Source organism: Methanobrevibacter sp. YE315 (assembly GCF_001548675.1).
Lineage (GTDB): Archaea > Methanobacteriota > Methanobacteria > Methanobacteriales > Methanobacteriaceae > Methanocatella.
The window spans coordinates 759,404-784,273 of record NZ_CP010834.1 but is presented as its reverse complement, the minus strand read 5'-3'; the positions used below and the strand labels follow the sequence as shown (position 1 = coordinate 784,273).

The 24,870-nt window shown below is 35.2% G+C and carries 33 protein-coding genes; 1 reads left to right on the top strand and 32 read right to left on the bottom strand.

What is annotated here, in order from left to right; genetic code table 11:
• The first annotated feature begins 32 nt into the window (after window positions 1-32).
• Window positions 33-1,904: a hypothetical protein gene (locus tag TL18_RS10945; protein ID WP_067041436.1), complete on the top strand. Its 1,872-nt coding sequence runs from the start codon at window positions 33-35 to the stop codon at window positions 1,902-1,904.
• A 26-nt stretch (window positions 1,905-1,930) separates the two neighbouring features.
• Here TL18_RS10945 and TL18_RS03575 read toward each other — a convergent pair whose 3' ends face one another.
• From TL18_RS03575 to TL18_RS03425, 32 genes are all read right to left on the bottom strand, one after another.
• Entirely contained in the window at window positions 1,931-2,353 is a 423-nt protein-coding gene (locus TL18_RS03575; protein ID WP_067041434.1) for a DUF3021 domain-containing protein, read from the bottom strand.
• Window positions 2,354-2,361: 8 nt separating this feature from the next.
• On the bottom strand, window positions 2,362-2,802 hold the full coding sequence (locus TL18_RS03570; RefSeq protein ID WP_067041431.1) for a LytTR family DNA-binding domain-containing protein: 441 nt from the start codon (window positions 2,800-2,802) through the stop codon (window positions 2,362-2,364).
• A 3-nt stretch (window positions 2,803-2,805) separates the two neighbouring features.
• Window positions 2,806-3,081, bottom strand: coding sequence for a 2TM domain-containing protein (locus tag TL18_RS03565; protein WP_067041428.1), 276 nt, complete (start codon window positions 3,079-3,081; stop codon window positions 2,806-2,808).
• Entirely contained in the window at window positions 3,082-3,333 is a 252-nt protein-coding gene (locus tag TL18_RS03560; RefSeq protein ID WP_067041424.1) for a 2TM domain-containing protein, read from the bottom strand. It abuts the gene before it with no gap.
• Between the two features lie 129 nt (window positions 3,334-3,462).
• Window positions 3,463-4,161 (bottom strand): diacylglycerol/polyprenol kinase family protein, encoded by a 699-nt coding sequence (locus tag TL18_RS03555; protein WP_067041421.1) that lies wholly within the window; start codon window positions 4,159-4,161, stop codon window positions 3,463-3,465.
• Window positions 4,161-5,279: a tocopherol cyclase family protein gene (locus tag TL18_RS03550; RefSeq protein ID WP_067041418.1), complete on the bottom strand. Its 1,119-nt coding sequence runs from the start codon at window positions 5,277-5,279 to the stop codon at window positions 4,161-4,163. The genes TL18_RS03555 and TL18_RS03550 overlap by 1 nt, the downstream gene beginning before the upstream one ends.
• Window positions 5,280-5,376: 97 nt before the next feature.
• A complete protein-coding gene (locus TL18_RS03545; protein ID WP_067041416.1) occupies window positions 5,377-7,557 on the bottom strand; it encodes a nitrous oxide reductase family maturation protein NosD in 2,181 nt (726 codons plus the stop codon).
• Window positions 7,558-7,828: 271 nt separating this feature from the next.
• Window positions 7,829-7,927: a zinc-ribbon domain-containing protein gene (locus tag TL18_RS10940; RefSeq protein ID WP_156064552.1), complete on the bottom strand. Its 99-nt coding sequence runs from the start codon at window positions 7,925-7,927 to the stop codon at window positions 7,829-7,831.
• Window positions 7,928-7,938: 11 nt separating this feature from the next.
• Window positions 7,939-8,364 (bottom strand): EamA family transporter, encoded by a 426-nt coding sequence (locus tag TL18_RS03540; RefSeq protein ID WP_067041413.1) that lies wholly within the window; start codon window positions 8,362-8,364, stop codon window positions 7,939-7,941.
• A 39-nt stretch (window positions 8,365-8,403) separates the two neighbouring features.
• On the bottom strand, window positions 8,404-9,030 hold the full coding sequence (upp, locus tag TL18_RS03535) for a uracil phosphoribosyltransferase (protein ID WP_067041410.1): 627 nt from the start codon (window positions 9,028-9,030) through the stop codon (window positions 8,404-8,406).
• Entirely contained in the window at window positions 9,023-10,312 is a 1,290-nt protein-coding gene (locus TL18_RS03530) for a uracil-xanthine permease family protein (RefSeq protein ID WP_067041407.1), read from the bottom strand. Before TL18_RS03530 ends, upp begins: the two co-directional genes overlap by 8 nt.
• Window positions 10,313-10,632: 320 nt before the next feature.
• The gene (locus tag TL18_RS03525; protein ID WP_067041404.1) at window positions 10,633-11,625 is read right to left on the bottom strand and encodes an NAD-dependent epimerase/dehydratase family protein; all 993 of its coding nucleotides are present in this window, start codon (window positions 11,623-11,625) and stop codon (window positions 10,633-10,635) included.
• A 15-nt stretch (window positions 11,626-11,640) separates the two neighbouring features.
• Entirely contained in the window at window positions 11,641-12,276 is a 636-nt protein-coding gene (locus TL18_RS03520; protein ID WP_067041401.1) for an HPP family protein, read from the bottom strand.
• Window positions 12,277-12,290: 14 nt separating this feature from the next.
• Window positions 12,291-13,118: a 4Fe-4S binding protein gene (locus tag TL18_RS03515; RefSeq protein ID WP_067041397.1), complete on the bottom strand. Its 828-nt coding sequence runs from the start codon at window positions 13,116-13,118 to the stop codon at window positions 12,291-12,293.
• A 39-nt stretch (window positions 13,119-13,157) separates the two neighbouring features.
• Window positions 13,158-14,093 carry a carbohydrate kinase family protein gene (locus TL18_RS03510; RefSeq protein ID WP_067041394.1) on the bottom strand — a complete coding sequence of 312 codons (936 nt, stop codon included), beginning with the start codon at window positions 14,091-14,093 and terminating at the stop codon, window positions 13,158-13,160.
• An 8-nt stretch (window positions 14,094-14,101) separates the two neighbouring features.
• Window positions 14,102-14,992, bottom strand: coding sequence for a formylmethanofuran--tetrahydromethanopterin N-formyltransferase (locus TL18_RS03505; protein ID WP_067041391.1), 891 nt, complete (start codon window positions 14,990-14,992; stop codon window positions 14,102-14,104).
• A gap of 15 nt (window positions 14,993-15,007) precedes the next feature.
• Window positions 15,008-16,054 carry a hypothetical protein gene (locus TL18_RS03500; RefSeq protein WP_067045390.1) on the bottom strand — a complete coding sequence of 349 codons (1,047 nt, stop codon included), beginning with the start codon at window positions 16,052-16,054 and terminating at the stop codon, window positions 15,008-15,010.
• A 4-nt stretch (window positions 16,055-16,058) separates the two neighbouring features.
• On the bottom strand, window positions 16,059-17,426 hold the full coding sequence (locus TL18_RS03495; RefSeq protein WP_067041388.1) for a 4Fe-4S binding protein: 1,368 nt from the start codon (window positions 17,424-17,426) through the stop codon (window positions 16,059-16,061).
• Window positions 17,423-18,448: a 4Fe-4S binding protein gene (locus TL18_RS03490; protein WP_067041385.1), complete on the bottom strand. Its 1,026-nt coding sequence runs from the start codon at window positions 18,446-18,448 to the stop codon at window positions 17,423-17,425. The genes TL18_RS03495 and TL18_RS03490 overlap by 4 nt, the downstream gene beginning before the upstream one ends.
• Window positions 18,449-19,573 carry a nickel-dependent hydrogenase large subunit gene (locus tag TL18_RS03485; RefSeq protein WP_067041382.1) on the bottom strand — a complete coding sequence of 375 codons (1,125 nt, stop codon included), beginning with the start codon at window positions 19,571-19,573 and terminating at the stop codon, window positions 18,449-18,451.
• Complete coding sequence (locus TL18_RS03480; RefSeq protein ID WP_067041380.1) at window positions 19,570-20,019, bottom strand: NADH-quinone oxidoreductase subunit B family protein; 450 nt, start codon at window positions 20,017-20,019, stop codon at window positions 19,570-19,572. The genes TL18_RS03485 and TL18_RS03480 overlap by 4 nt, the downstream gene beginning before the upstream one ends.
• 36 nt (window positions 20,020-20,055) lie before the next feature.
• Entirely contained in the window at window positions 20,056-20,448 is a 393-nt protein-coding gene (locus tag TL18_RS03475; RefSeq protein ID WP_067041377.1) for a DUF1959 family protein, read from the bottom strand.
• A gap of 5 nt (window positions 20,449-20,453) precedes the next feature.
• Window positions 20,454-20,759 carry an energy-converting hydrogenase subunit EhaL family protein gene (locus TL18_RS03470; RefSeq protein WP_067041373.1) on the bottom strand — a complete coding sequence of 102 codons (306 nt, stop codon included), beginning with the start codon at window positions 20,757-20,759 and terminating at the stop codon, window positions 20,454-20,456.
• Between the two features lie 8 nt (window positions 20,760-20,767).
• The gene (locus tag TL18_RS03465) at window positions 20,768-21,022 is read right to left on the bottom strand and encodes a hypothetical protein (protein WP_067041369.1); all 255 of its coding nucleotides are present in this window, start codon (window positions 21,020-21,022) and stop codon (window positions 20,768-20,770) included.
• A complete protein-coding gene (locus TL18_RS03460) occupies window positions 21,019-21,891 on the bottom strand; it encodes a respiratory chain complex I subunit 1 family protein (protein ID WP_067041366.1) in 873 nt (290 codons plus the stop codon). Before TL18_RS03460 ends, TL18_RS03465 begins: the two co-directional genes overlap by 4 nt.
• 9 nt (window positions 21,892-21,900) lie before the next feature.
• Window positions 21,901-22,116 (bottom strand): energy-converting hydrogenase A subunit I EhaI, encoded by a 216-nt coding sequence (locus tag TL18_RS03455; RefSeq protein ID WP_067041363.1) that lies wholly within the window; start codon window positions 22,114-22,116, stop codon window positions 21,901-21,903.
• Window positions 22,117-22,124: 8 nt separating this feature from the next.
• Window positions 22,125-22,796 carry a hypothetical protein gene (locus TL18_RS03450; RefSeq protein ID WP_067041360.1) on the bottom strand — a complete coding sequence of 224 codons (672 nt, stop codon included), beginning with the start codon at window positions 22,794-22,796 and terminating at the stop codon, window positions 22,125-22,127.
• 9 nt (window positions 22,797-22,805) lie between these two features.
• Entirely contained in the window at window positions 22,806-23,504 is a 699-nt protein-coding gene (locus TL18_RS03445; protein ID WP_067041357.1) for an EhaG family protein, read from the bottom strand.
• On the bottom strand, window positions 23,504-24,097 hold the full coding sequence (locus TL18_RS03440; RefSeq protein ID WP_067041354.1) for an EhaF family protein: 594 nt from the start codon (window positions 24,095-24,097) through the stop codon (window positions 23,504-23,506). Before TL18_RS03440 ends, TL18_RS03445 begins: the two co-directional genes overlap by 1 nt.
• The gene (locus tag TL18_RS03435; protein WP_067041351.1) at window positions 24,094-24,354 is read right to left on the bottom strand and encodes an EhaE family protein; all 261 of its coding nucleotides are present in this window, start codon (window positions 24,352-24,354) and stop codon (window positions 24,094-24,096) included. Before TL18_RS03435 ends, TL18_RS03440 begins: the two co-directional genes overlap by 4 nt.
• Window positions 24,347-24,616: an EhaD family protein gene (locus tag TL18_RS03430; RefSeq protein WP_067041348.1), complete on the bottom strand. Its 270-nt coding sequence runs from the start codon at window positions 24,614-24,616 to the stop codon at window positions 24,347-24,349. Before TL18_RS03430 ends, TL18_RS03435 begins: the two co-directional genes overlap by 8 nt.
• 5 nt (window positions 24,617-24,621) lie before the next feature.
• On the bottom strand, window positions 24,622-24,870 hold the full coding sequence (locus TL18_RS03425) for a DUF2109 domain-containing protein (RefSeq protein WP_067041345.1): 249 nt from the start codon (window positions 24,868-24,870) through the stop codon (window positions 24,622-24,624).

Sequence of the window (24,870 nt, the reverse complement as noted above, 5' to 3'; positions counted from 1 at the left end):
ATGGAGGTGAAAAAATTAGGACAAAAACCTACATGATAATACTATTACTGATTGTTTTACTGGCTGTCAATTCAGTGAGTGCTTGTGAAGATGCCACTTCTTTAGAAACAGATACTGATGGATTAATTTTAAGTTCAGATGTTAATCATGAATCTGACATAAAAGACAATTCTTCGGATTTGGAAATGAGGATAACTAATGCTAAAAATGGTGATAATATCCTTATTAATCCAGATACATATTATATTAACAATATCATGATTACAAAAAATCTTACAATTCAGGGAAACGGTAACCCTGAAGATATTGTTCTTGATGGAAGGAATATATCAAGCATCTTTTTAATAAGAAATGACAACGTATTTGTTACATTTAAAAATTTGACATTCATCAATGGGTTTACCGAAAATTTCGGCGGTGCAATCTCAATGGAAACAGGCCACGTTTATGTAGATAACTGCCATTTCATAAACAATACTGCACTAAACAATACCAATGCCGGTGCAATATCCAATTATGGAAATGAAACCCATAAGGGATATCTGTTTGTAAACAATTCATTATTCATTAATAACCATGCAGACCACGATGGTGGAGCAATAACAACCTGTTATGCCCATTCTGACATATACAATAGTGTTTTTATAAATAACACCGCACATAGAGACGGCGGAGCTATAAGGGTAAGCGTTCAAGGATATGCGAATGTTGAAGATTGTATTTTCATGTATAACCGTGCTGATGAATGGGGTGGAGCCTATTACAGTTGGTCAGGCACATCCAACATCAACAGATGCATATTCATGAATAATACTGGAGGAACTAACGGCGGAGCCATAATGGTTTCAGGCAATCTCAATCTTGAGAATTCTGTTATAGTAAACAACACTGGGGAAAAAACAGGAGGTTCTTTCTACATCCAAGAACCAATGTATCAGGCTAAAACAAATATAAATGTCCATAATAATTTAATTACAAATAATTCATCACCAAAAGGTCAGGAAATATACATAAAATGGAGACATGCAGATAATCTTTACCCTGATTTCAACGATAATGATTGGGGAGCTGAAGATCCAAATGATTACAGAGTAAACGACCCTAGAAATGTAACAAGTAGAATTAAAGTACAATCAACAACTGATAAATCTAATTTATTAGATGAATTGAACTTTAATTTATTAAATAAATTTACTGATTTAATTAGTGATTATTTCCCAGAAGGTTATTTAGATAAATTCCAACCAGTTGAACCAAATGAAAATAATAATCAGGAAAACAACAATCCTTCTGTAAATCCTGATTTAAACAACAATTCAGATAAGAATGTATCAAATAACAATACAATAAACCCTGGTAACGGAACAAACACCAATTCAAACACAACAAATAACAATACAATAAACCCTGGTAACGGAACAAACACCAATTCAAACACAACAAATAACAATACAATAAACCCTGGTAACGGAACAAACACCAATTCAAACACAACAATACCGGAAAACACAACAGAAATACCAAAAGAAACAAACACAACAATACCGGAAAACACAACAGAAATACCACAAGAAACAAACACAACAGAACCAATTACCAACGAAACAACAAACAAAACAAATACAGACTTGTCTGAAATACTAGAACAAGTAATTAATGAAACAAGAAGTTCAAACTTAGGTGAAAATGTTAATGAAAATGCAAATCTTAATGAAAATAACAATCCTGCATCATCCGAATATAGAAATAACTATAAAAATGATGAAAAAGCATATGAATTAAATAAAACACCAACCGTAGCTAAAACTTCATTTTCTTCTTTTAATTTACTATATGTGGGGTTAGCATTAATTATTGCATTATCCGCATTAATATATGGATATAAAAGAGAAAAAAATAGATAAATAGTTTTTAAAACTATTTATTTTTTTTAATTTTTTAATTTGTTATTTAAGTCACGAGCGACTAAATAATAATACAAATAGAAACCAAACCATGAAATTGCACCAAATACACAGGCAATTACAATCCAAGTGACGATTGCTCCAATTCCTAAATCAATCGGCATCCATTTAAGATAAATTGCAATAATAAACAATAAAGTCATTCCAATTCCCATTTGGAACAATACCTGAAGCGGAAATGGAACTTCATCTTTTTCATATATCAATCCAGTTATGGAAAAACCCCATCCTACAACAATGGATCCTAAAAATGCATTTATTATATCAGTACCTGAAAAACTAACATTTTGGGGGCCTAACTGTAGTGACCCTAAAACCATGACAAGCATTACAATAAAACAGCCTACAAAAGCACCTAATGCCAACCTTTCAATTAATTTTACTTTCATGTTTTCACCTATAAATCCAAAGCCTGCTTAAAATCAGGTAAATATTTCCTTGAGATATTATCTTTCAAACCGTTTTTAAGTTGTATAAACATCATTCCCCTAAGCGAAGGAGCCACTCTTTCTACTTTCTTCAAATTAACGATTGTAGTTTTCGAAATTCGAACAAAATCGCTTGTTAGACTTTCCTCAACCTGATACAACGGTTTTTTAACTAAATATTCGCTGTTTTCAGTATATACCTTAACCTGCTTGTCTTCAACCCTAAACATATACACATCATTAAATTCCAAAAGCGCAATGTCAGATCCCTTTTTGACAGCCAACATGTCATTTGAATCGTCACTTTCCAAAATAGACATTGCTTTTGTAATGTTGTCAGTCAATTCATTGGTGTGGATATCTGCATAGGGCTCTTCAATATCCCTTGAAACAAATAAGTTTACCTTCATGATTTATTTCCTTAATTTTTCCATCTCTTCTTGAATCTTACGTTCTCTGTAAGCTTCGCTGTCGAATTTATCATTGAATACATATGCTTTTAGAAAGTCAACAAAAACCCCTATTCCCCAGAAAACTACCGGGAACAATACCCACCAGAACTCTGGAGTAAAAAGATAATTGATAACTGCCAAAAATGCATTTACAATTACATAAGCCTTAAAATTTTTTAAAAATTTGATCTTCGCATTTACACGTTCTTCAGCTATTGTCCTTAAAGTATCGCTCATCTAATCACCCATTTTTGAAATTTCTCTTTGAATCATATTTTCTCTATAATCATTAAGAGAGTATGCTTCAAAAAAGTCATCTAACACTCCAATTCCCCAGAAAAACATAACAAATGCGAGTAACCAAAAGCTATGTAGAAATACAAGACTAACAATAGCTAATATAGTATTTACAATCAAATATTTATATAGATTTTCTTGAAATTTTATTTTTGCATCGACTCTTTTTTCTGCTTCTTCTCTTAAATTCATATTATCACCATTCGATAATAGTAATTAGTAAAGTAATATATAAATGACTATTTGGCGATGCCTCCAAGATGCAAAATATTGAAGCTGAAATGCAAAAAATAGTAGTTAAAAATAAAAAAAATAGAGTAGCTATAACACAGCTACCAAGTAATATAAAATTGAAGTCAATGCAGGAACTGTCAAGTTGTCAATTCCACCATAACTTAAAGCTTCACATACTGTTGCAACAGCAGAAATCATCAATATATAGACAATATTGAATTCTGGCATTGTACAGCCGATAGATGTGAAAACCATCCAGACGAATACGCTCATTACGGAGGTAATCACAAACATTGTAAGTGATCCTTCAACGGATTTCTGACCGCCGAATACAGTGTATTTCAATCTGCCGAATTTTTGACCTATCAATGCAGCAAATCCGTCACCATATACCATAGGAACAATAGCCAATGCTACAATCCAAATGTAGAATTTAGGGTCTTTTGCTGGAGCAATCATTGTAAATACTGCAATCAGTATTGTCCAAATCAATGCATAGAAGAATAATCCTAATGCATGACCAGATTCAGTCACACTATTTTGAATTTTAATTGGTGAATATTCAGTCAAGAAGAACAAACCAATTGTAATCGGCAAAGTTAAAAACCAAACCATTACCCACGGATCTGAGAAAAACGGCATGGCGAATATCATATTACCTACCATAATATGTAAAAACTTACGTGAAACTTCAGGTCTTGTCTTTAAAACCAATTCAGCTACCACGAAAATGACAGCTACATAAATGTATACAACTATTAACGCAAGGATGTCGGTGAAAATCATTATTTATCATACTCCCCATATTCACAGCCTGCATTTTCCATTTTCACATGATCAATCAATGTTCCGTCTTTCTTGTATAGTTTGATTTCACCCCAACCGTTTCCTCCATTCCATAAACGGTTGTGTCTTTTCTGGCCGTCGGGAGCTTCGTAATTAATGAACATCATTTCGTCACGTTTACAGTAAAGTACCATTTCCATTTTGGAGTTTCTGTTACTTGCATTTACATGCCAAGTATGGACATCCTCACCTTCCTCAAAGTCAAAATCGATTTTTACCATGTTCCAGAATCTTGCGAAATTGTATTCGTACATGGTTCCTTCATAGTAAAAACCAATCAACAGTTTACGAGGGATTGAAATTCCAAATGCTTTTGGTTTTCCTCCACCTGCTTCAAATGCAGAGTTGTTTAGTTTTTTACCTGTTTTGAGGCTTGTTAGGTTACATGATGAAATCCAAAGCCATGGTGAGGTAAAGTCTCCACCCCAGTTTTTGTCAGCATAACCATAGGACTTTTCAGGAATAACTTCATATTCCTCGCCGTCAAGCCAAATGGTTCCGCTGTATTGGGTTTTGATTCCTTCAGCATGCCAAAACATTTCAAAGGAGTTCAATTTTCTGAACAATGAATTTGCACCATAACCAACATTAAAAGTGATTTGTTTATCGATATCCAAATCCCACATCATATCTCCAGCATCACTCATGTATTCTGGGTGTTCACGAGCTTCTTCTTCACTTACTCTTGAAAATCCACTCATATGAGTTTCAGTTAAGCTACAATCTCCAACTTGAATGTTCAATTCGTCATCAGGGCAATTGAAATACTTCATTGAGTAAAAATTATGAATCTGTTTTGGATTTTTGCCCCAAGTACCCGCTTTAATCATACAATAGGAAGGTTTTTTACCTGCAGCTTTATTTTCAGGTAATTGACCTAAAGTAGGTTCTTCTTCAGCTAACGCGGGATTACACACAAAATACTCTATAAAAAAAGGTTTAGGTTCGCCTGTTTTTTTATTATATGCAGTTAAGGAATGCCACCACCAGTCATAACCCTGCTTGGCAAGAGGTCCCTTGAGCATAAAATAATCTCTTTTCAAATCACTTTTATTCATATTAATCCTCCAAAGGTAAGATAATATTTAATTTGTTTTAGATATAATAAATAAGTTATTATTAAATTTAAAAAAAATAAGAAAAAAGAGATAAATTTTACAATTTTGATTTCATTTCCATAATATCTTCACGATAATACAATCCAATTGTTAATAGTATTATCAAAATAATAAATGAAATGCCTGTAACTTTGAAAAATTCATCTTCATCAATTATAATTTGTTTAACTACAGATTGTGAACCTGCACCCACATCATTTCCTGAACTACTTGGAGAAGCACTTTCTTGAGAATTGCTAGGTTCTACTTCTGGACTTTGAGAAGCTTGAGTATCTTGTGAGGATTCTGTTTCCTGTGAAACCTCATTAATTGGTTCGGTAGACGGATTTGTATCTGGTTCCATTTGTTGCTGTGTAGTGGAATTAGTCACCTCTGAAGACTCAGAAGGCACATCAACGGGTTTTGATTCTGTTTGGCTAGTAGGATTATTTTCACCAGATGAACTACTTTCAGATGAAGAGCTTTCATTGCCTTTAGTAGTGTTTCCACCTGATCCTTGACCACCTTCACCATCTCCGCCACCCATGGCATTAGAAGGATATGAAATACTAGGATAATTATAGGATTGGGACTGGCCATTGATAGGTGCTGCACCGTAATTACTGTGATCATGAGTATTCACTCTGCTTGTACGATCAACAGTGGATTTGACCAAATCGATTTCATCTGTAGTAAAAGTTCCTGCACCACCACTAATCACAATACTTCCAGCCGGTCCATTTGATGTTTTATAGGTTAAGACCCTATCAGGAAGCAAACTTGCAATATTGCCATTTGAATCTGTGAATGTTGCTTGGAACAGATTATCACCAATTTGTGTAACAGTAAATCTTAGATTCTTAGTATTGATTTTAGGACAAAGCAATCCATCATCAGTATACCAATTTTCACCAACTTCCAATTTTTTACCATTGTCTGTATAGTAGGTATCTTTAGCTTCAACTTGAACATGACGGTTTTTATAAATTGCATTATATGAAACATCCTGACTTTCAGGCGGGACATAATCATCAGCAAATCTTACTCCAACATAACTGTTTGTAATAACATTTGATTGAATCTGATAATTTCCTATCTTATTAATGGAAATGCCGTTGTCTCCATTGGCATCAATTGTATTTCCTTTGATGTTTATATTATCTTCAGCCCTTTCTATGTAAATACCATCCCAACCATTTTTATTAATTGTATTTTCACTAATAAAAAGATTTTCAGGCCCTGTTTTATAATTAAATCCATTGACTTTATCTGCTATATGCATACCAAACAGAGCATTCTTGAAAATTGTGTTTCCATAGATATAAGTATTATTTGACTTGCCCATTACAAATCCGTTTTCTCCATTGTCGTTCATTATATTCCCAGAAATGTGAGAATTATTGGATAAGACAAGAGTAAGCCCATTTTTAGAATTTCCAGAGAGATTATTCTCTGTTACATTCAGGTAATTTACATTTGAAGCCGCAATACCATTATTATCTGTTGAAATAGTATTATTCTGAATAGTTACAAAATCACTACCGTCAATCTTAACACCTATGCCGCTTCCTTGGATATTAAACCCTTTAACTGTAGAAAAAGAAGCATTGTTTCCCTTAATGTAAATGGCAGGATTATTGGAAGAAGATCTTAAAATCGTATTAATTTCAGACAATAATGTGATTCTCTTTGTGATTACAAGGTTTATGTCTGAATAGGCCTCCCCTATAAATCGGATAACATTATTCTCTTTTGCATTGTCAATAATGTCTTGAATTTCAGAGTTGCTCAAACCATCATCAACGACACGAGTATTTTTAATTGTAACCATTGTTGTCATTGATGAATCCTTGTAATAGTCATCCCCTTCGAATACAGTAGTAATTTCATGTTCTCCATCAGGTAAATTAAGTTTAAGTGATGCAAATCCATTGCTATTTGTATTTTTGCCATAGCTGTTATTATTCACAATAAAGTATATTTTTGCATTTTTGATTGACACATTATTTTCATCAGCCAATCTTATTTTGAAGATTTCCCCAATTACGTCAAAAGTTGTGTTGCCTACAACATCAATATGGGCATCCACTTTATTTGAATCAGGAATAATCTGATTATTGTCTGATGAATTAATTGAATTTGAATCAGAAATATCATCATTGACTTCCTGAGCCGCACAAACGTTTATCGCTAATAATGTCAATACAAATAAAATTACTATGAATGTCTTCTTGTTCATTTTTCACCTCCTTTAACCCAATTGCAAAGAAGTAATTATTGAAAATTTTCTTTAATAATATAATATATACTATTAGATTATATATATTATTGGATTTTTTGCGATAAAAATAAATTTTTTTAAAAACAAAGATTATAAAACTATTTTAAGATAAAAATAGATAATTAACATGGAATTATCAAAATATGATATAAACAATTATAATATCGATAACCAAAAAAAATTGATTAAATAATAAATAAGATTAGTTTTTTAAAAGAGAATAAAATACTTATGAACAATCCTCATCAATACAGTAAACGTCATATCCGCATTTTGGACAGTATTCTTCACCTTCCTCAACCCATGCACCACATACCGGACAATACATAACAAAACACCTCAAAGGTTAATCAAGACCAAACCGAACATGCAGACAACTATTCCAACAATCTGATTGATTGAAACGTTCTCTTTGTATAGAAAATAGCCGACAAGCAAAAGAACACATGCTAAACCAATATTTGCAACCACAGTAGCTGTACTTACTGTCCATCCTGCACGATATACGAATACATAGCCGATTTCAAGCCCTACAATTGCCAATGCCAAAACGACAGATGTCCAGTTTATCCGGGACATTTCAACACCCACATTTGACGGTCCGACCATATACACGAAAATTATCGCAGAAATTATGGCTGCAACCAGATATGTAATCATCAACGCTCCAAATGGATTCACATCTGAAGGCATAGATTTCATGCAAATGTTATAAAAAGTATTCGATAAGATAACGACCAGAATCGGCCAAACCAATTTCCACATATTATCAAAAAAAGAAAATAAAAGTGAAGTTAAACTTCACTATTTTGTTCCGTATACTCTGTCACCTGCATCCCCAAGGCCAGGAAGGATGTATGCATTTTCGTTCAGCTCCCTGTCCACTGTTGCACAGAAAATTTCAACATCAGGGTGATCTTCTTCAATTGTTTTAATTCCTTGAGGAGCCGCTACAATACATAACAGTTTGATTTTAGTAACTCCATCCTGTTTGAGCCTTGATATTGTTGCGGATGCACTTCCACCTGTTGCAAGCATAGGGTCAATTACAAGAACTTCCCTTTTGTCGATTCCCTCAGGCATCTTATAGTAATATTCAATAGGTTGGAAAGTCTCTTCATCCCTGTAAAGTCCAATGTGGCCTATTTTTGCATTTGGAATTACATTCAAAATACCATCAACCATACCCATTCCAGCCCTTAAGATTGGAACAACCGCATAGTTGTCTTCATTCAACATTCCGGTATCCATCTTTTCAAGAGGGGTTTCGATTGTTGCTTCTTCAAGTTTTGCGTCCCACATAGCTTCATAAACAAGAATTGTTGATATTTCAGTGACCAATTCCCTGAATTCCTTAGTTCCTGTATTGATATCCCTTAGGATTGCAAGCTTATGGGTTATCAACGGATGATTTAAGACAAACTCATTCATGTTTTTCCTCCGGCACAAGTAAATTTAAAAGCACACCGACAATAGCTGCAAGAGACATTCCTGAAATAGATATTGACAAATCACCAGAAACAAATGATAATGCAGCTCCACCTAATCCTAAAACGAGCATTGTTGCTGCTACAACGACATTTTTGGTGTTGTTGAAGTCAACTTGATTGTTGATTAAAATTTTAAGACCGTTTACACAAATGAAACCGTATAACAATACAGATATACCACCTAAAACAGGTTGAGGAATAGCTGTTAAAAGAGCAGTTAAAGGTCCTAGGAATGCAAATAGAATTGCGATGAGTGCAGCAAGACCGATAACGTAAGTTGATGCAACACGAGTCATACCAACAACAGATGTGTTTTCACCATAGGTTGTATTAGCAGGTCCTCCCAAGAATGCTGCTAAGAATGTTGCAAGACCGTCACCAAGCAAGGTTCTTTGAAGACCAGGATCTTCAATCAAGTCACGGCCGATGATTTCACTCAATACCTTGTGGTCCCCAACGTGCTCCACCATAGTTACCAGAGCAATCGGAACGATGGTCAGGACTGCTGCAAAGTTCAGCTTATAATTCACAAATGGCAAATAGAACTTAGGAACTTCAATAATATTAGCTGCCCATACAGGAGCAAAATCAACCATACCAAGTAACGCCGCTACAATATAACCTACAATAATACCTATTAAAAATGGAATGACCTGCTGGATTCCTCTTCCACGAACCGCTACAATTGCAGTCATCAAGAATGAAACAAAAGCGACAAGCAGATTGTTCCATGGAACTGCTGTCAAGTCAAGACCGATTTCCTGAATAGCTGTTGGCGCTAAGGACAAACCGATAACCATAATCATCGGTCCGACAACGACAGGAGGCAGCAGCTTGTTAATCCATCCAGGACCTGAAACACGGATAATCATTGAAATAATTACATAAACAATACCTACAATCATCAATGCTGTGAATACACTTCCAGTACCCCCTATTGCATAACCTGCAACCATAGGAGCAATGAACGCAAACGAACTTCCCAGATATACTGGGCTTCTATTACGGGTACAGACCAGATAAATCAATGTACCTAAACCAGATGAAACTAATGCTACAGGGATTGATAGAATATTCGCTCCAGCAGTAGTGTTTACTACAATAGGAACCAGAATAGTAGCTCCAAACATTGCACATACATGCTGAATAGCAAGTAAAACCAACCTGAGTGCAGGCGGTTTATCACCAGTGCCATGTAGCATATTGCTATTTTCTTCCACCATATCTATCACAAAATTTTCCTATATTTTATCATAAATTGATTAATTATTTTAAAAAATTCTGTTGAATGTTTTAATAATTAATGTAAAAATATCTAAAATTTGTAAATATTATTTTAAATATTGTTTTAACAATTTCTGATTGTTAATATATATCTGAATGAAAGTATAAAATATTTACTTTTGTCAAAAGATTACCGTTTACTTACGATTCTTTTTCATTGCTAAAAAAATATTATAAGATATAAAAATAATTAAAAAAAAATATTAAAAATTTAAATAAAAATTTAAAAAATATATAAAAAAATATAAAAAAAATAAAATCAGAATTCTGCAGATTCGAAAATGTCATCCCAATTTTGACAGAACCAGTCATGGGTCATTTCAAGACCATCATCAAAAGATACTTTCGGAGAGTAACCCAAAATGTCCTTTGCCTTTTCAATAGATGACAACAATTTTGTTTTGGCATCCCAATCACGGCGAGCGACAAAGTTTATTCCGGCTTCGTTTCCAGTTAATGCATTTATTTTGTTTGCCATGTCGATTACCCTGTGATCTTTTCCTGAACCAAGATTAATGGCCTCACCGATAGCTTCCTCTTCAATTCCCATTGCTATCAATCCATTGCAGATATCGTCTACAAATGTCCAGTCCCTTGTTTCAGTTCCATCCCCTGTTATCGGTAATGCCAGTCCGTTTTTAGACCAGAACATAAAGTTTGGGATTACGTTTCTGTATTTGCCCGGAACCTCTCCCGGACCGAATACATTGAAAAATCTTGCATTGACAATATTCATGTCATATAAGTTGTGGAAGTAGTTTGTGTAAAGTTCGCCTAAGAGTTTGGTTACTTGATATGGGGTGTGGAGTGAAATAGAAATATCATGCTCTTCAAACGGCATTTTTGAATCCAGGCCATAAACGCCACATCCTGATGAAGAATAAACAAACCTGTCTACTCCTGTAAGCTGTGCATATTGAAGTACTTTTAAAATTCCGATCCCATTGACCATCAAATCCTTTTCAGGATTGTCTACACTGTTCTGATTTGCAAAATGTGCTGCCAAATGATATACATAATCAGGCTTTTGCTTGAATACCCTTTTTAAAACGGCATCGTCCAAAATATCGCCTTTTATAAATTCAATATTTTCACTATCGGCAATATTCCATTCATATGCTGAGGATAGGTTATCCAATATTATTACCTTTGCACCCAAATCTGCAAATTTTTTTGTCAAGTTACTTCCGACGCAACCTGCTCCTCCAGTTACAAGGATTGTTTTGTCTTGATACTCATTATATTCACGCATAAACATCACTAAAATCTATCTTCTTGCTTTTCCTACTCTACGTGCAATAACCAATTCACCCACTGAAATTAAACCTGCAAAGAATTTTTCCAAACCGCCAGTTGCCCAGATAGCTTCACCGAAAGTGGAATTCATTATGTTTGCTTCATATTCTTCAGGTGAAATCTTTTTGCCGGTGGTTTTTTGAGATACCAATGCGGATGCCGCCATAAGCTCTTCCCAGGTTACACCGTTGAGTTGATTTTGCATTGCTTTGTATAGTTTTACAACCTTAATATCATACAATTCAGATAACAATGCTACAATATCGCAGGAACGTACCATTCCTATAACCTGTTTTTTGTCATTCAAAACAGGCACGGTAACGAACTTGTTGTTTGCTGTCAATAAAACTGCTTTTCTTGCAGGATCATTTTCATTAACAGTAGCAATTTCTTCATAACCGCTCATTATTTCTGAAATCTTTTCATTTCCTTCCCTTAAACCTTTTGTAATGTCAAATGAAGTTATCCATCCAATTAACTGCTTATCGTCATTTACAACTGGACAAGTAAAACGTCTAATTTCTTCCATTACTTTTGAAACTTCAACTACACTATCGTTAGCGTTTAAGTATACGAAATCTTTATCCATTAATTCTTTTGCTTTCATAAACAGACCCCATTTTATTCAATATCTACTCTTTTTAGAGCTCCAACCGGACAATGATTTGTGCATTCAACACATCTTACACATTTGTCATCGTCTAAAACAACTTTACCATCCACTAATTCTATAGCTCCTGTCGGACAATTCTCTTCACACAAATAACAATTTACACATGATTCATGATTAATATCAATGAATCTGCTATGAATGATAGGTCCGATGTACCTATCCAGTTCAATTGCAAAGTCATTTAGAGAGATTTCAACACAAGCTCCGCAACCAATACACATTTTTTCATCGATATGAGGATATAATTCATCTTCAATCAATTCTATGCCCAAATCCATATTCAAATCTTCAAAAAACTCTTTAAATTGAAGAGTGAATGCGTTAGTCGGACATAAGTTTGCGCAATCATCCCAATTAGTATCAATCGTATAATCAACTGAAATGCTGTTCATACGAACTACTCTGTGAGGGCTCCTCACATTGGACAAGTTATATTCAATAACCTCACGCTCGTCCTCATCATCATAAGAAACTGAATTGTTGATCAATTTGATTGCCGAAACCGGACAGGTCTGGACACAAATTTCACATTTAACACATTTATCAGTTATCTTAGCTATTCTAAAAATATTAGCTGGTTCGATTGCATTAACTGGACATTCACTAACACAGGTGTTACACCTCACACATCTTGGTGCAATAGCAATGATTTCCTGTTCTCCGCTGAAATCATTCAGTTCAAACTGGAAATCTTCACCATCATCATCTAATTCAACAGACTTCAAAAGAACTTCACGTTCCAAATTTTTCATCTGTTTTATAAAAGATACATTCATTTTTATACCAACTAAATAATTTTTTAAATAAATATAATTTTACTTAAAAGAACTCCTTAAATCCTTCAGGGAAGGGAACTTATCCATTCCAAATCCTTCGATTGACTTGCTTGCAACCCAATTTCCGATTTTGCAGGATTTTTCCAAATCGAAATCATTCAAATACGAATATAAAAATCCGCTATTGAAGCTGTCTCCGGCACCGGTAGTGTCCACAACATCGCATTCATATGCTTCAACAAAGCAGTCTGTTGAATTGTTCATTGCAAACACCCCTTTTGAGCCTTGCTTGACAACAACGGTTTCAATTCCCAAATCAAGGAAACCAATAGCCAGCTCTTTTAAGGAAGCTTCATTATTATTACATAATAATCTTAATTCCGGTTCATTGATGAGCAGAATATCTGTTCGCTCAAGAATCGGTTTTATCTCATTGAATCCTTTTTGAACATACAGCATTCCAGGATCAAAACTCAATACTGTATCTTTGCTGAGCTTTTCCAATAGCTCAATTTGAGTTTTGAATGAATCTCCAACAAAGGATGTGTAATGCATTATTTTACATCTCATAATGTTTAAAGGATTTATCTCGTCAATTTTAATTTCATCATTTACTCCAGGATCAATATACAGGCATCTTTCACCGTCCGCATCGACAAATCCAAGGCATTTGCCTGTTGAACCTGTTTCTGAGTAAATAAGATTGTTACTGTAAACGCCGTTTATGGCTAAATTGTATTCTATCAAATCTCCGTCATCGTCTTCTGCGATTTTTCCAATGATTGATGTTGAACATCCCAATCTGGACAAACCAATTATGGTATTTGCTGCGGAACCTCCTGGAGTGTCAGTTTTGCTTTTTATAAAACTTTCTTCATCTTTACCTGCGATATTTTCTACTGAATAGAGTTTATCAACATTTAAGGCTCCAAAACCTATAATTTCTGCATTTAAGTCATTATCTAAAATTTCCATTTAAAACCCTACTTTAAAATATCTAATAAATTAATATTCTTGTCTCCAAGCTTGCCATCAAAATTGCCTGCTGATATTCCGATTACACCGTCAAATTCCAAAGCGGCATCAATACCTGCCTTAACGGCTTTGTTCATGGATTCTTCATCAATTGCATTAATCACAACTTCAGGAATGTAGTTAACTCCTTCAGGAACTTTAGAAACATCTCCTAAAGATTCTTTTAAAGAAGGACAATAAAAATGATTGGTTGTTGGTCCGATTTCAGGATAGTTTGTTTCTGGTTTTGATGCTGCAGAACAGATATCAAATGGTGCTGTAGCTCCTTCAACATCCATTATTGCATCAATAATTGCATCACCTGCATCCAATACTGCTTCGGGTGTGGAACATAAATACCAGAAGTTACCTCCCATTATCCCATCATTAATCCTGAATTTTTCTTCGATTTGGAAATCCGGAACTGCAATTGGAACATTAATCATTTTTCTTCCGTATTCCTCTACAATCCATTCATATCCATCACCGCAGTGACCTACGATATCCATCATTTCAATGAATTCATCACTGTCCTTATCAGAATAATCAAAAATACGGGTAAACGGTTTAACCAGCACATCCTGTCTTAACCTATATGAAAGTTCAAATGCGAACTTTTCAACGTCATCCCCGTCTAGCCAGTATTGAACAACGGCGCCTAATCTGCCGTCCGGGGTTTGAGATTCATCTAAAAATCCTTCTACACCACCTTCAACTCTGCCTATCACTGCACTTGGTGTTGAAGTTGAATCATAAGCTGCTCTTCTTACAATTTTCTCATTTGGTCCTGTAATTAAAGCTCTTACATATTTTCCTTCAAAGGCTTCGAAGAATGTGTCTTGTACTTTATCATAACTCATTTTAATTCACCAATTTTATCCTAATCCACCTATATCCTGACCACGAATATTATTTCTCATTTCCTTGCTTGGTTTTAAAATATCATCAAAATTGTCATCTGTGATAATTTGAATTATCGGATAATCTTCATTATTGAATACTGAGAAAAACTTATTTTTTATATCTGAATTAATATTGTAGTCATCAAATAAACTTTCATAATCATCTGAATTATTATAATCATTAATAAATTCTAAAACCTTATTTTTATTATTTTCTGCATAAATATTGGCAATGACAGCTGTTGTAACCGCACTTGGTGAAACTATAGCTATTTCAGCCACTTTCAATGGATATTCATTTCCATTGAATGATATGCTTATGCCATTGTTTTTGCGTGCAAATTCCAGCGGCTCCACATCGGTAATGCTGTCGCCAATATATAAAATCTCATCAGTATCTATGCCATCCCTTTCAATTATTTCATCAATGGCCAATTTTTTGCCTTCACCACCGACAACATCAACATCCTTAATGTCTTCATAAAATCCCATCTTTACGATTTCACTGAAGAAGATGTCATCGAACAGCTCATAATCTGTTGGGTTGGCTAAAATCAACTCCTTGAATTCATTGATTTTCTTAAGTTCGTCATCATTTAAAGTTATGTTATCTAGATTGACCTTCGTGTAAAATGTATTTTCAAATGGAACTTCCATATAATTTGATACAGCTTCAATATATTGGCCATAACTGGTGCTAACTATGTAAGTATTCATAGCATCTTTCAAATAGCTTAACAGAAATTTGGAATCATTTACTGAATAAATATGTTTTTGTGAAAAATCAATCAAATCCTTGTTTTTAAGATTTTCTGATATGAAAAACGGTAAAATTAACTTTAAGGTATTTCCTGCTTTATAATTTTCTTTTTTAACAATGTCTGCCAAATAATCATCGTACAAACTGAGTATCTTAAATAGTTCACCACCGTTTTCGATGAAATTGGCTGATAATTCAAAAGCATTATCATTTAATGTTAATGGACCTTCACAATCAGTAATAAATGATTTTTCAAACATCAACTCACCTGAAATTAACAATTCTAATTGCATCAAGAGGACAAATCGCCTCACATTGCCTACAGTAAATACATTTTTCAATGTCAAAGTCTATCTTATCATCATTCAATGTCAATGCCTCGACAGGACAATTTTTAACACAAATTGCACAGGCTTGACATTTGGTGCTTGAAAGTGAGAAATCACCTAACCTTTGGTCATGCAAATATGACCTTGCATAATACAAATCAGTGTCTTTGCTGTAGAAATAATCATCATAAGCGCCGATTGCATCAAATTTGCATTGCCCTACACATTTTCCGCAGTATACACAATTATCCTTAATGGTAATTGGATTAGGGCCGTTCAATTGAATTGCACCAACAGGACATACGTTCAAACAGTCACCGCATGCAATACATTTGTTATCATAGACTTCAATGTTCCTATCCATCAGATATGATCCAAACAGCTTTGTGAAGTTATCAATTTCGATATTGGTGTCTAGACTGATTTTTAATTCCTTCTCCATCAAATCATTGACCTTATACTCAATGAAGTTTTCAAAGCTTTGGTCATCAAATTCCAATGCTGTGGATTTACCTACTTTTTCTAAAACCTTGTTTAGACTGATAAGATTTAATGACAATATCTTTATGTCATGGTCAACAATTGTAGACACAATATCAAACGATTTGATCTCACTATACATTTTATAAGCTTTTTTACGTGAAGAATACCTGATTGCTGTTGAAGGACAGGAATGCATACATTCCTCACATCTTGCACAGTAGCCAGGATTGATATAAGGCAATTTATTTGTTCTTGCAACATTTATCGCACCCATCGATGGGCAGACCCTTGTACAGGTCATACAACCGATACATTTATCCTGGTTAACGATAATGGCTTTACCTCCCTTAACGGTTTTAGGAAGCAATTCACCGTATTTAATAGCGTCAGTAGGACATACTCTGAAACAGTATCCGCAACGAACACAAGTATCCTTATCAATTTCACTATGAGGTATTTCCTTTCCATCCGAAACTATGTGTATGGAACCGTTTTTACATGCCTGGACACATGCTCCACAAGCCTTACATAATTTGACATTAATATTTGGAACGTTTTCTTTTATTGGTGGAGCCATATGCACATCCAATGAAATGGCATCATGCGGACAAGCATTACGGCATAATACACAACCGAAGCAAGTATTTCTTATTTTTACAAAACCTTCCTCTTCATCAATATAAATTGCATCAATAGGACAGGAGTTAAGACAAGGCTTGTCTTTACAATCCATACAGCTTGTTTGGTCGATTAAATAATCAACATCAACATGTCTTAAAGGTCTTGGTGTTTTTGTATAACTATCAATCATAACACTCACTCCACAATATCCTCATTTAAATTAGATGCTTTAACGGTAACATGAATGTTTTCACCATCATCCAGCAGGAATTTGGCAATGAAATATTTGATCACTGAAAATGGACATGTCTGATAACATATACTGCAGCGTAAACATCTATCTCTATCTCTTACAATCGTATCTTCTTTTTCATCAAATGAAATGCATCCGGTAGGACAGTCAGTAATACAGAGTTGACATTTTTCACATCTGTCCTTGTCCCAATCGATAACTCTGATTTTAAGCCTATTTACTGCATTGGTTATTATTTCCAAAGCAATTTCCTCATCAGGAATAATCCTTAATGCATCATCCCATATTTCTGAAAGCGGAACATCATATTGCAGGAGCCCATTTTTCTCCAAAGACCTTAAATCTTCTTCCTTATTGTTGATGTAATCCTCCAAATAGTTTACACATAAAAGAATCAGATCCTTTTGGTCCTGCAGGTTATCAACAAAGACTCCTTTCATAGCCCCATTTACAGGGCAGATATCAAGACAGTCCCCGCAGGAAATACAATTAAGCTGGTCTACGACAAGCTTGCCGTCAACAAGATGTATTGCATCGACCGGACATTGCTTCATACATTTTTTACATTTAATACATAAATAATCATCAACGATATATTGCCTTTTTGATGGAATTAAATTAAATTCAGGCAAAATTAAATGGTTTAAACCACATTCCAAAGTTTTAGGATCAGTAGGACATACTTCAGCACAAAAACCGCAACGGATACAGGCGCCAGGTGTAATGACAGGATATGTCAATCCTTCACCTGTCTCATCATCCTTTTGTCTAACGATTTTGATTGCATTAGGGGATGGACATGAAACAGTACAGGCACCACATCCTATACAGTATTCCTTGTTGACTTTCGGAAAGTCCCTGAATCTTTCCGGTTTTTCTACAATTTCCGGATCGGTTTTTGCATCTGCAAAAGCATCCGCCCAAGCCTTTCTTGCAAAATCAAAAATATACCACATTAGAGATGACATTTATATCACCTCGTGAATGTTTTTGAATTCTGTTTTTCCATGCTCATCAGTAATTGCAACCCTTTCAGCGCAAGCGACACAAGGGTCACAGGATGCGTAAGTTGAAACTGCATCTGCAACTGTTGGAACATCACGAATCATATATTTTGCACAGGCATCCATATTGGAAATACTTGGTGTTCTAATGGAAATATGCTTAATTAAATGTCCATTAGTTTCAATCATGTAGGTAACTTCACCACGAGGAGCTTCATTTCTGCGCATTGCATAACCTGATTTCAAATCAGCGGGAGTACGGATTTCACCTTTAGGTATATTTTCAATAGCTTGTCTGATTAAGCTGATTGATTCTGGAATTTCATCAAATCTGGTTAATGTTCTTGCGTAATTGTCTCCTTCTTTTCTTCTGATTACCTTAAAATCAAAATGATCATCATAAGTATAATGGCCAATCCTGTAATCCTCTTTAACATCGGAAGCCCTTCCTATAGGACCGACAGCCCGGCCTTTGATGGCTTCTTTTTTAGTCATTACACCTATTCCTTTACATCTCAATGCCAATGCAGGACCTTCTGCAAATAGTGCACGGGTTGTTTCGAAACCTTCTTCGATTTTTTCAAGGTTTTCCAGTATCGGCTTGAAGTGACGTTCATCGGCATCCATTCTAACACCACCAACAACATTCCAACCCATATTGACTCTATTTCCTGTCAATAATTCGATTGCATCCATTGCGTATTCCCTCAATTCCAAAACATGCATGAATAATGTTTCATGGTCCATTGATTTGAAAAATGTGGAATTGGCTAGGAAATGGCTTTGAATCCTATCAAGTTCATTTGTAATGACTCTTAAGAATTGGGCTCTTAGCGGAACGTCAACATCTGAAATTTGTTCAATGGTTTCTGCGAAGGTCTGTGTGTGCTCATATGAACAGATACCACATACCCTTTCGGAAAGGTAAATTCCTTTCTGCCAAGTTTGTCCTTCAATTATCTTTTCAATACCTCTGTGAACATAACCGAATTCAATCTCTGCTTTAACAACACGTTCACCTTCAGTCTGAAGCTTGAGTCTGATTGGCTCTTTTAAGGCCGGATGGATTGGACCAATAGGCACTATCATTTCTCTTCCCTCCCACGATCGGCAATAGCTTGTGGACCCACAGCTAGAATAGCTTCCAAAATCTCGCTAGGTCTAGGTGGACATCCTGGAATGGCCGCATCAACTGGAATAAAGTCAGAAGCAGGGGCATGAACATGGCCTCCCTCCTGATTGAATACATCTCCAGATTGCGGGCAGTTTCCAACAGCTACAACAATTTTAGGTTCAGGAGCCTTATCATAGACTCTCTTTAAGTTGTCAACCCATTGTTCAGTAACTGCGCCAGTCAACAATAGGACATCAGCTTCACGAGGATTATTCTGAACGTAAATTCCATACTGCTCTAAATCGTATCTCGGAGACAATAATGCGACAACTTCAACATCACAACCGTTGCATCCTCCACAATTTACAATGCAGACATGAATTGAGCTCTTCCTCACAGCGTCCTTTATAGCATCTAACATTGTACTCCCTCTTAATTTTCTATAATCTAATAAACATTAATATTTAGCTTCTTCTTTCAATAATTCATATAACTCTAACTGGCCTTCCTTCAGCACTTCTTCATAAGGCCTGCCTTTTTTAACTTCTTCAACTAGTTTCATCTTTAATTTTTTACCCTCTTCAGGAGGCACTATCTCCAATGTGCCGATAAACCAGCACAACCTTAAATCTGCATTGAACTTCTGATATAGGCAAATGTCTCGTGCTGACTCCAATGTACCATGCAACGCTTCAAGTGTGCCTAAATCAAACAGAGAGAAGAACAAATCTTCTACCTCTTCAGCAGTACAATCAAAATCCTTGGAAAGTGGAACTATAATGTCTCTTTGCCAAGCATAGCTTTTAATTATTCTCTTTTGCATCACTCTTAATTTAGCATCATCATCCATTCCAATCACATCATAGTGCCAATTTTAATAAAATATATAATAATCGCAATTATCAAACCTACTGCGGTTTCTTTTCTACCGTATCCAGGCCTTCCCCCCATTATAAACCCTGCAAGGAGAAAACCGATTGCTGATAAAATCATATTGCCTGAACAGAATGCAAGACACCATCCTACAATTGCAACTATTGCAAACGGAATGTTGAACTCGGGTGCTGCAACATAAGGCTCGCCATGCAATTTATAACTGTAAAGCAAACCCAAAATGGATCCAACAGCAAATACAAGTATATAAATCATATAATCTAACATAATATCTCCTACATTGGTTTATAAAGTAATATAAATGAACAAATAATTGCTATTAAAGTTATAACAAAACATATTTTCTCTATACTTTCAATCTTGTGTGCAAAGTTGCCCTTAGCATATAATGTAAATATCGCTAGGATTATTCCGATAACTACTATAGGAAGTATGATTATTGAGTGGAAAACTGAAGTCAACAGGCCCACGACAATTATGCCAACAGCAACCAATGAAGTCAAATAGACAATTACATTTTCACTATTCATGCTACCACTCCTGTAAATATCATTATTATTGTTCCGAAGAAGCATATTGCTCCGATAGTAATTTGTGTCATTACTGAATGATTTGGACTTAAGATTGGTGTTGTAGCATTAATGAATCCTGTAATGAATGTGATTGCAAGCATACCAATCAGATATCCAACGGCATCCAATGGACCGAAGAATATTGTTAAAAATACCCATAGCAACACATACCATGCAATTGACTCTGAAAATAGCATGAATCCCCTTAAGAATCCAAAGTGCTCTGTTTCAAATCCGGAAATCAAAGCCTTGTCTTTTGTAATTGCAAATGGAGAGTATGGGGATTTGGTAATAATCAGCATGAAAAACATCAATGCCGCAAGTGGAATTGTAAATATCAAAGGACCATGAGCTGACTGATAAGCAATGATTTGGTTAATGTTCATGGATCCTGTTACCAAATAAACAAATACTATTGCCGCAAACAGCGGAAGTTCAGTTGCCGCAGACAATACTGCCCTTACACAGCTTAATTTACCATATGGTGAACCTGAACTTGACCCGGCATTATGTTCAACGATTTTATAGACTGCATAAACACCGAACAATATCAATAAGGAATCATGAGCTACAGGACCTGCAATAACACCCACAATCCAGATTAACGCCAATATAAACACGATTCCAATATAAAACACTTTTGAAACTGTTTTTGGAATTGCAGTTTCCTTAAAGAAAAATTTCAGGGAATGAAGCAAATGCTGGACAATAGGAGGTCCTGGACGTTTCTGAACACGAGCCATGATTTTTCTATGCAAACCTAGAAGAAGACTTCCTGCTAGAAATGCAATAATTACTTGAATTAAAATTTCTGCCATTAAATTCATAATACCACTCTAATATCCAGTAAACGGTTCTTTCACCCTTTCTTCCGCATCTTCAGGCCTTGGTTTAGCCATAGTTAACAATCCTAAGGATAAAACCCATAACGGTATACCAAAGATAGCTACAGTATAAACAATCCATGCTTCAAAGTCTATAACCAAACAAGCAAGAATAGCTATTGTTGACAATACCAATAATACAATACATAAACTTTTTTGACTATCCATACTTACCACTACCACAATACCAATAATAAAATTTCAACAGCTCTTACAATAATAAACAATGAACTTAAGTGAATGATAACGATAAATGGGGAACCTGCAGTCCTAAACATTTCCGCCTTACTTGCGAAAAATGGTGCAACTCCACTTTCTCCCAAAATACCAATCAACATCAACGCAGCACCAAAGACTACCATCGGGCTTGCAGGCATTTGAGACAATACTGCAAGAGATAATGTTCCAGTTGATGCAAGAATAATGGCCGCACCGCCAAACAACGGCAAACTGCACATCATAGCTATCAAACCATAGTTGAATGCTGAATTCAATACGCTTGTCTGTTTAACGGCTGAAACAATACCTATATTCAAAATACCAACCAATGCCATAAACAGTGTAAAGTTAAATAAATCTCCAGTAATCATTGCCCCTGCAGATGCGATACCACAGAGTACTGACAGGAATCTTCTTTGTTTAAATTCCTTAGGACCTACTTTAACTTCGGTATTGTTCAGATAATGCATTGTAGCCTCTATTTGAGTTTCAGGCTTACTGAATGCAATCAATACAGTGAACCCAAGCAGAACTGCGAAAAGGAACAAGTTAAATGGTGTAAGGTACAGCACTATGTCCCCAAGCGGGATTGTACCAAGCAAATCTCCTCCAAGTGTAACAAAATCCATACTCATCACCTACTCCTTATCAATGTCCTCTCTCATAAGCAGTCCCATAAGTCCTACTTTTGAAGCTACTTTTAACAATAGTCCGCATGCTGCTAAGAATAAACTTAATAACCAATATTGAGGTGTTACAAAGAACAATAGGAAACCGATTATCCATAAACACCATGAAATTCCGGAAACACCTGCAACACCATCCAAAATAAGCACAGGAAGACCCCTTGCTTTTTTAGACAATGCATATAATACAATTCCTCCACCAGCTACTGCACCACCAGTAAAACCAGTCAGGAATATACCATAACCAATCAGAACCAATGCAATGAAGTTAGGTGCTGTATTTAAAATCTCCATGTTTAGGGTAAATGGCTGAGGGAATAATGATGAAGACTTGGATAAGTTTCTTCTAGGATTATTCTCAATGATACGCATTTCCCTTGTAATCAAAATTTCAGAGATTGCTAAAGTTTCTGCCAGTTCAACTACCAGACCCGGCAAAATCAAAGCTTCCGCAAGGTCAGTTCCAACAGCAGACACTACCAATATCATTGCAAGGCCAACCAAATCAGTTAAGATAAGAATGTGTAGCTCTTCTCTTTTAAGCGCTATTGCCATGGTTCCAATGAAACCAACAATTAATCCTGCATAGATTGCTGGCAAATACATGCTCAAGAATGCTGCAGGAACATGAGGAGGTACGAAAACAACCATCAGTTATCCCTCCTTAATTGTTTTGATCTTGCTTTAACATCATTCGCCTTAACTTCATTAGCCACCTTGGTTGAATCAGTTATAGCTTTTTTAACATCTTTTCTAATCTCATTCTCATCATTTTTTCTATTCATTGTATAATTAATAGACAACCATGATGCAATGATAAATGACATCATTAATATTGAAGATTCAAGTATTGTATCGAAACCTCTTGTATAATACAATATTTCATCTATAAGACCGCCAGGAGATGAATAAATTGAAGTACCGAAGTAAGGTGATATCGATGACACCCATTGAGCCAGCGGTGACATATAACCTGTAATCATTCCCAATTCGGCTGCATTCTCAGGATATTGAGGATTAATGGTTCCTGGCTGTTTTAATACTTCACCACCCCTATCATATGGAGCGATTGCTAAACCGTCATCAATTTGCTCTTGAGGAGCTGGTCTAACATACAATTGATCTGGGTTTAAAGCCATTGGGACAATTAGGCCTATGATTAAAATGATTCCTAAGCTGAATGCAAAAAGACGAGGAATATTTTTTGGTTCAGCTAGTTTGTTCCATAAGACTCCTATTCTCATACATCTGCCCCCATTTCTTCCAAACGAATAATAGCTCTAAATAGGATTAAAGTAATAATAACGGTTGTAGCCAAGAATGTCAATAACGCCAGAACGTGATTATAACATAATAAAACCAAGCAGACACCGATAGATGCAACTTCAGTATTGAATGTCCTTACAATAGGGTCGTTTACTCCAGGACCCCATGCTGTAGCAATACTTCCTACAATTGCCAGAATTATTCCAAAGTAGAAAAATAATGAAACGCTAATCATTTGCATCACCACTTGCAAGCTTATTTTTTCTGATTTCATTAATTTTCACAATAGCCAAAATGAACACTAATGTAGATAATGGATCTGCTAGGGCTGCAAACATTGCAACATCCAAATATTTGAATAGTACAACCACTAAAACGAAACCTGCATCAAGTATTGAAAACATTATAACCTTATCCAATGGTTTTTCAAGGAATATTATACCGAATGCTCCGATTACCATTAAAGCGATTGCGATTATTGATACGAAAAACTCCATTTATCTCACTCCAACAGTATTTCATCATCTAACCTTTTTAAGGTATAAGCAATTGCGTTTGCACTAATTGTAGAACAGATAAAGAACGCCGCAGCAACAACAAGAGCAAAAGGAGTATTGATTACCAATGCTATAATAGCTGATACTCCAAATCCGATTACATTTATGTATAAAAGTCTTTCAGCTCTGTTTCTTGTTACTAAAGCTCTTAATGCTACGAATATGACTATGATACCTATAATTTCAACATACAT

Excerpts from the sequence above, each read along its gene's own strand:
- TL18_RS03550 (WP_067041418.1), bottom strand. The coding sequence starts at position 5,279 with ATGAATAAAAGTGATTTGAAAAGAGATTATTTTATGCTCAAGGGACCT.
- TL18_RS03530 (WP_067041407.1), bottom strand. The coding sequence starts at position 10,312 with ATGGTGGAAGAAAATAGCAATATGCTACATGGCACTGGTGATAAACCG.
- TL18_RS03520 (WP_067041401.1), bottom strand. The coding sequence starts at position 12,276 with ATGAAAGCAAAAGAATTAATGGATAAAGATTTCGTATACTTAAACGCT.
- TL18_RS03430 (WP_067041348.1), bottom strand. The coding sequence starts at position 24,616 with ATGGAGTTTTTCGTATCAATAATCGCAATCGCTTTAATGGTAATCGGA.
- TL18_RS03510 (WP_067041394.1), bottom strand. The coding sequence starts at position 14,093 with ATGGAAATTTTAGATAATGACTTAAATGCAGAAATTATAGGTTTTGGA.
- TL18_RS03445 (WP_067041357.1), bottom strand. The coding sequence starts at position 23,504 with ATGGTTGTTTTCGTACCTCCTCATGTTCCTGCAGCATTCTTGAGCATG.
- TL18_RS03565 (WP_067041428.1), bottom strand. The coding sequence starts at position 3,081 with ATGAGCGATACTTTAAGGACAATAGCTGAAGAACGTGTAAATGCGAAG.
- TL18_RS03515 (WP_067041397.1), bottom strand. The coding sequence starts at position 13,118 with ATGAATGTATCTTTTATAAAACAGATGAAAAATTTGGAACGTGAAGTT.
- TL18_RS03490 (WP_067041385.1), bottom strand. The coding sequence starts at position 18,448 with ATGTCATCTCTAATGTGGTATATTTTTGATTTTGCAAGAAAGGCTTGG.
- TL18_RS03525 (WP_067041404.1), bottom strand. The coding sequence starts at position 11,625 with ATGCGTGAATATAATGAGTATCAAGACAAAACAATCCTTGTAACTGGA.
- TL18_RS03460 (WP_067041366.1), bottom strand. The coding sequence starts at position 21,891 with ATGAATTTAATGGCAGAAATTTTAATTCAAGTAATTATTGCATTTCTA.
- TL18_RS03470 (WP_067041373.1), bottom strand. The coding sequence starts at position 20,759 with ATGTTAGATTATATGATTTATATACTTGTATTTGCTGTTGGATCCATT.
- TL18_RS10945 (WP_067041436.1), top strand. The coding sequence starts at position 33 with ATGATAATACTATTACTGATTGTTTTACTGGCTGTCAATTCAGTGAGT.
- TL18_RS03555 (WP_067041421.1), bottom strand. The coding sequence starts at position 4,161 with ATGATTTTCACCGACATCCTTGCGTTAATAGTTGTATACATTTATGTA.
- TL18_RS03500 (WP_067045390.1), bottom strand. The coding sequence starts at position 16,054 with ATGTTTGAAAAATCATTTATTACTGATTGTGAAGGTCCATTAACATTA.
- TL18_RS03485 (WP_067041382.1), bottom strand. The coding sequence starts at position 19,573 with ATGATAGTGCCTATTGGTCCAATCCATCCGGCCTTAAAAGAGCCAATC.
- TL18_RS03560 (WP_067041424.1), bottom strand. The coding sequence starts at position 3,333 with ATGAATTTAAGAGAAGAAGCAGAAAAAAGAGTCGATGCAAAAATAAAA.
- upp (WP_067041410.1), bottom strand. The coding sequence starts at position 9,030 with ATGAATGAGTTTGTCTTAAATCATCCGTTGATAACCCATAAGCTTGCA.
- TL18_RS03455 (WP_067041363.1), bottom strand. The coding sequence starts at position 22,116 with ATGGATAGTCAAAAAAGTTTATGTATTGTATTATTGGTATTGTCAACA.
- TL18_RS03545 (WP_067041416.1), bottom strand. The coding sequence starts at position 7,557 with ATGAACAAGAAGACATTCATAGTAATTTTATTTGTATTGACATTATTA.
- TL18_RS03505 (WP_067041391.1), bottom strand. The coding sequence starts at position 14,992 with ATGAGTTATGATAAAGTACAAGACACATTCTTCGAAGCCTTTGAAGGA.
- TL18_RS03570 (WP_067041431.1), bottom strand. The coding sequence starts at position 2,802 with ATGAAGGTAAACTTATTTGTTTCAAGGGATATTGAAGAGCCCTATGCA.
- TL18_RS03475 (WP_067041377.1), bottom strand. The coding sequence starts at position 20,448 with ATGGATGATGATGCTAAATTAAGAGTGATGCAAAAGAGAATAATTAAA.
- TL18_RS03575 (WP_067041434.1), bottom strand. The coding sequence starts at position 2,353 with ATGAAAGTAAAATTAATTGAAAGGTTGGCATTAGGTGCTTTTGTAGGC.
- TL18_RS03425 (WP_067041345.1), bottom strand. The coding sequence starts at position 24,870 with ATGTATGTTGAAATTATAGGTATCATAGTCATATTCGTAGCATTAAGA.
- TL18_RS03465 (WP_067041369.1), bottom strand. The coding sequence starts at position 21,022 with ATGAATAGTGAAAATGTAATTGTCTATTTGACTTCATTGGTTGCTGTT.
- TL18_RS03435 (WP_067041351.1), bottom strand. The coding sequence starts at position 24,354 with ATGATTAGCGTTTCATTATTTTTCTACTTTGGAATAATTCTGGCAATT.
- TL18_RS10940 (WP_156064552.1), bottom strand. The coding sequence starts at position 7,927 with ATGTATTGTCCGGTATGTGGTGCATGGGTTGAGGAAGGTGAAGAATAC.
- TL18_RS03440 (WP_067041354.1), bottom strand. The coding sequence starts at position 24,097 with ATGAGAATAGGAGTCTTATGGAACAAACTAGCTGAACCAAAAAATATT.
- TL18_RS03540 (WP_067041413.1), bottom strand. The coding sequence starts at position 8,364 with ATGTGGAAATTGGTTTGGCCGATTCTGGTCGTTATCTTATCGAATACT.
- TL18_RS03480 (WP_067041380.1), bottom strand. The coding sequence starts at position 20,019 with ATGTTAGATGCTATAAAGGACGCTGTGAGGAAGAGCTCAATTCATGTC.
- TL18_RS03450 (WP_067041360.1), bottom strand. The coding sequence starts at position 22,796 with ATGGATTTTGTTACACTTGGAGGAGATTTGCTTGGTACAATCCCGCTT.